The organism is Aquitalea sp. ASV15, from assembly GCF_016429115.1.
Classification (GTDB): Bacteria; Pseudomonadota; Gammaproteobacteria; order Burkholderiales; family Chromobacteriaceae; genus Aquitalea; species Aquitalea magnusonii.
In genome coordinates this window covers 1-4,948 of record NZ_JAELTZ010000100.1, presented here as the reverse complement: position 1 = coordinate 4,948, position 4,948 = coordinate 1, and the positions used below count along the sequence as shown (strand labels likewise).

The window sequence follows — 4,948 nt, the reverse complement described above, 5'->3', positions numbered from 1 at the left end:
ACGCCGGAGTGGGGCACCATGCTGGCCTCGGCCCGTGATTACATCGAACGCGCCTGGTGGGTGGTGTCGCTGCCGGGCCTGACCATTTTGCTGTCGGTATTGGCCATCAACCTGATGGGTGACGGCCTGCGCGATGCGCTGGATCCGAAACTGAAGCGCGCCGCCTGAGGAGGGAAGTATGAGTCTGCTGGAAATCAAGAACCTCTCGGTGGAGTTCGGTTCGCAACACAATCCCTTCCGCGCGGTGGAAGGGCTGGATCTTACGGTTGAGCAGGGCGAAATCGTCGGCATCGTCGGCGAATCCGGTTCGGGCAAATCGGTCACCATGATGGCCATGATGGGCCTGCTGGAAGGGCAGGGCCGCATCGTGGCGGATACCCTGCAGTTTGATGGCAAGGATTTGCTCACCATCTCGGCGCGCGAGCGCCGCAAGATCGTCGGCAAGGATATCGCCATGATCTTCCAGGACCCGATGACCTCGCTCAACCCCAGCTACACCGTGGGTTACCAGATCATGGAAGTGCTGAAGATCCATCAGGGCCTGCGTGGTGCCGCACTGAAGCAGCGGGCGCTGGAATTGATGGAAATGGTGGAAATCCCGGCGGCAGCCAGCCGTCTGGCCGCCTATCCGCACCAGCTGTCCGGCGGCATGAGCCAGCGCGTGGTCATCGCCATGGCCATTGCCTGTAGCCCCAAGCTGCTGATTGCCGACGAGCCCACTACCGCGCTGGATGTCACCATCCAGGCGCAAATCATGGACTTGCTGGTCAATCTGCAGAAAAGCCAGAACATGGCGCTGATCATGATTACCCACGATCTGGCCGTGGTGGCCGAAGTGGCGCACAAGGTGGCGGTGATGTATGCCGGGCAGGTGGCCGAAATGGCCAAGGTGCCGGGCATCTTCCGCAAGCCGGCCCATCCCTATACCGAGGCGCTGCTCAAGTCCATTCCGGAACACAGCAAGGGCGCGCATCGCCTGTCCACGCTGGCCGGCATCGTGCCCGGCCAGTACGACCGGCCCAGCGGCTGCCTGTTGTCTCCGCGCTGTCCTTATGTACAGGACAAGTGCAAGGCCCAACGTCCGGGCCTGACCGCCATTGAAGGTGGCGTCGTGCGCTGCCACTACCCGATTACGGCCAAGGAGGCATGATGAGCACCGTATTGCAGGCACGGGACCTCACCCGTTATTACGATGTCGCCCAGGGCTTGTTCAAGCCGGCGGCCCAGGTCAAGGCGCTCAATGGCGTCTCCTTTGAACTGACTGCCGGCAAGACGCTGGCAGTGGTGGGCGAATCCGGCTGTGGCAAGTCCACGCTGGCCCGCCAGCTGACGCTGATCGAGCCGCCGACTGCCGGTTCGCTGTTGCTGGAGGGGCAGGATGCCGCCACTGCCAGCAAGGCCGAACTGAAAGCCATGCGCACCAAGGTGCAGATGGTGTTCCAGAACCCTTACGCCTCGCTCAATCCGCGCCAGAAGATTGGTACCCAGCTGGGCGAGCCGCTGGACATCAATACCAGCCTGTCGGCCAGCGAACGGGAAGAGCGCGTACGCGCCATGATGACGCGGGTTGGTCTGCGTCCGGAACATTACTACCGCTATCCGCACATGTTCTCCGGCGGCCAGCGCCAGCGTATCGCCATCGCCCGCGCCATGATGCTCAATCCCCGCATCGTGGTGGCGGACGAACCGACTTCGGCACTGGACGTATCCATCCAGGCACAGGTGCTCAATCTGTTCATGGATCTGCAGGAAGAGTTCAACACCGCCTATGTGTTCATCTCGCACAATCTGGCGGTGGTGGAGCACGTGGCGGATGAACTGATGGTGATGTATCTGGGGCGTGCGGTGGAAGTGGGAGCCAAGGAAAAGATCTACTCGCGGCCGCTGCATCCTTATACCCAGGCGCTGTTGTCGGCCACTCCTTCCATTCACCCGGAAGACCGGCGCATCAAGATCAAGATTCATGGCGAGCTGCCCAGCCCGCTGAATCCGCCATCCGGTTGCACCTTCCACAAACGCTGCCCGTTTGCCAACGAACGCTGCCAGCAGGAAGTACCGGAATTGCGTGCGCTGGATGAGCGGATGATTGCCTGCCATCACGCGGAAAACATCAATAGCTGACCCATTCTGGTGCAGTTTGACTTGCGGGGGCCGGCTTTTTGTCGGCCTTTCTTGCTTCTTGCACCAGAATGATCTGCAATCATGATGTAAAAGACGCAAAAAGCCCGCCCTTATGCCGCATTTTTGGCGCACTGCAACAAAAATGCCTTTACCCCCCTTACTCTGCACGATACAGTCGCCATGGCACACACATCCAAAGGGAAGCGAGAATTGAAAAGAGCCGTGTATGCCGGCAGTTTCGACCCGGTCACCAACGGTCACTTGTGGATGATTCGCGAAGCGGTAGAACTGTTTGACGAACTCATCGTGGCGGTCGGCGTGAATCCGGAAAAACACTGTACCTTCAGTGTGGACGAGCGCGTCGAGATGCTGCGTGCCGTCACCCGTGGCTTCAACAAGCTGCGGGTAGACGTGTTCGAAAACCAGTTTCTGGTGAACTACGCCCAGAGCATTGGCGCCAACTACATCATTCGCGGCATTCGTACCGCCAGCGACTACGAATACGAACGCACCATGCGTTATATCAACTCCGACCTGCACCCGGACATCACCACCATCTTCCTGCTGCCACCGCGGGAATATGCCGAGGTGTCCTCCACCATGGTCAAGGGCCTGGTAGGCCCGCGTGGCTGGCAAAACATGATTCGCCAGTACCTGCCCGAGCCGGTCTATCGCAAGCTGATCGCCATGTACCAACCTGAATAGGGGGTAAGGCGGGACTTGCTGATACGCGCGCCGGTCGCTTATGCTGGCGCGCGTTTGTTTTTGTCCGAATGAATTACCCGGCAGGGCCCGCCCGGCTACTGTCGCCAAGGAATGTTATGGTCGATGTCTCCGCCTTTGCCAACCGGCTGCAGAAAAATTACAAGCACTACGCCAAGTGGGCCTCGCGTCAGGGGCTGGATGCCTGGCGTGTCTACGACAAGGACGTACCGCAGTTTCCGCTGGCGGTCGACCTGTACGGCGAGCGTGTGCACCTGCAGGAGTACGACACCGGCTGGGCAATGGAAGAAGACGTCTATCAACAGTGGATCGCCGCCATCATGGCTGCCATTGCCGAAGTCACCGGACGCGATGAATCCGCCATCACCCTGAAAAGCCGCCGTCGCCAGAAGGGCGTCAGCCAGTACGAGAAAGTGGGCAAGCTGGGCGATGACTTCATCGTGCAGGAATTCGGCCAGCGCTTCATCGTCAATCTGGATGCCTATCTGGATACCGGCCTGTTTCTGGATCACCGCAACACCCGCAAGCGGGTACGCGAAGAAGCCGCCGGCAAGCGCTTTCTCAATCTGTTTGCCTATACTGGCAGCTTTACCGTCTACGCTGGGGCTGGTGGTGCGGTCAGCTCGGAAACCGTCGACATGTCCAATACCTATCAGGACTGGTCGCGCCGCAATTTCGAACTGAACGGACTGGATCTGGCGTGCCATCAACTGGTGCGGGCCGATGTATTCCAGTATCTGGAACAAGCAGTGGACGAGGGCAAGCAGTTCGACCTCATCGTGATGGACCCGCCCACCTTCTCCAATTCCAAGAAAATGCAGGACATCCTCGACGTCCAGCGCGACCACGTCTGGCTCATCGACTACGCCATGGCGCTGCTGGCAGCGGGCGGCACGCTGTACTTCTCCAATAATCTGCGCAGCTTCGTACTGGACGAGCGCCTGGCCGAGGACTACCACATCCGCGACATCAGCGCGCAGTCGGTGCCGGAAGACTTCCGCAACCGCAAGATCCACCAGTGCTACCAACTGAAAAAGAAAGCCAGCTGACATGCCACAAGTCACCATGCAATACAGCAGCGGGCTGCAGCTGGATGTCCCCGCCACCTTGCTGGCCATCAATCAGGCATTACTGGCCAGTGGCCAGTTTCAGGCAGAAGACATCAAAAGCCGGGCCATCCGGCTGGATCAATGGCTGACCGGCACCGAGCCAGCCATGCATCCCTTTGTGCACCTGCAGCTGCATATCCTTACCGGACGTGATCTGGCTACCCGCCAACAGTTGTCTTCCGGCCTGTTACCGGTATTGCAGCAATACGTCTCCGGGCCGCCAGGCACCCAGCTCTGTGTGGAAATCTGCCAGATCGAAAAAGAAAGCTATAGCAAGCTGGTGTTGTAAAGCACGGCACTGTCTATATGGAAAGCAGCAAGGCCCACCACCGCGTGGGCCTTGGCCTTTATCGGGATAGCCCGTCGCAATCATCCTGATTGCGACAAACCATGGCGGCAGCACTTGCAAATGTCGCAGCCAGTCCCATCTTTGCGCTATCACTTATTCGCGGTGACGCTACACCGCCAGGGAGCGCAGCATGGCCACCATCAATATTACCGGTAGTACTTTTAATGAAACCGTCGACAAGGGTGGCATCGTCATTCTCGACTTCTGGGCCGAATGGTGTGGTCCGTGCAAAATGTTTGGCCCCACCTTCGAAGCGGCTGCGCTCAAGCATCCCGACATCGTGTTTGGCAAAATCAACACCGAAGAAGAGCAGGAGCTGGCTGGCCACTTCCAGATTCGTTCCATTCCGACACTGATGGCGCTCAAGGACGGCATCATCGTCTTCAACCAGGCTGGCGCCATGATGCCGGCACAGCTGGAAGAGTTGATCAAGGCCGTGCGTGATCTGGATATGGAAAAGGTCAAGGCAGATATCGCCGCACAAGAAGAATGATGACAGTGTTTGAACGCACTCTATGCAAAAGCCCGGCCCCGCCGGGCTTTTTGCTGCCTGTGTGGTGGATGAGGCCGGCTTTTTGCGCCAGATCGCCCGGTTTTCATGGCTGCTGCAGGCCGTTATCCGTCCGCTGCGCTGTACTTGCAGCAA

6 protein-coding genes and 1 pseudogene are annotated in these 4,948 nt (G+C 58.9%); all 7 read left to right on the top strand.

Translation table 11 applies throughout. The features are described 5' to 3' along the window. Positions 1 to 168, top strand: a pseudogene (locus JHD64_RS20770) (dipeptide ABC transporter permease DppC); the annotation flags it as partial. Between the two features lie 10 nt (positions 169 to 178). Next, on the top strand, positions 179 to 1,150 hold the full coding sequence (locus tag JHD64_RS20765) for an ABC transporter ATP-binding protein (protein WP_059286367.1): 972 nt from the start codon (positions 179 to 181) through the stop codon (positions 1,148 to 1,150). Continuing rightward, entirely contained in the window at positions 1,150 to 2,121 is a 972-nt protein-coding gene (locus JHD64_RS20760; protein ID WP_059286368.1) for a peptide ABC transporter ATP-binding protein, read from the top strand. Before JHD64_RS20765 ends, JHD64_RS20760 begins: the two co-directional genes overlap by 1 nt. A 180-nt stretch (positions 2,122 to 2,301) precedes the next feature. Further along, positions 2,302 to 2,826, top strand: a complete 525-nt coding sequence (gene coaD / locus JHD64_RS20755) for a pantetheine-phosphate adenylyltransferase (RefSeq protein ID WP_059286369.1) — start codon at positions 2,302 to 2,304, stop codon at positions 2,824 to 2,826. A 116-nt stretch (positions 2,827 to 2,942) separates the two neighbouring features. Further along, positions 2,943 to 3,893, top strand: coding sequence for a class I SAM-dependent methyltransferase (locus tag JHD64_RS20750; RefSeq protein WP_199055473.1), 951 nt, complete (start codon positions 2,943 to 2,945; stop codon positions 3,891 to 3,893). Position 3,894: 1 nt separating this feature from the next. Continuing rightward, positions 3,895 to 4,242 carry a 5-carboxymethyl-2-hydroxymuconate Delta-isomerase gene (locus JHD64_RS20745; protein ID WP_199055471.1) on the top strand — a complete coding sequence of 116 codons (348 nt, stop codon included), beginning with the start codon at positions 3,895 to 3,897 and terminating at the stop codon, positions 4,240 to 4,242. A 190-nt stretch (positions 4,243 to 4,432) separates the two neighbouring features. Then, complete coding sequence (trxA, locus tag JHD64_RS20740) at positions 4,433 to 4,795, top strand: thioredoxin (protein WP_059286372.1); 363 nt, start codon at positions 4,433 to 4,435, stop codon at positions 4,793 to 4,795. Positions 4,796 to 4,948: the final 153 nt, after the last annotated feature.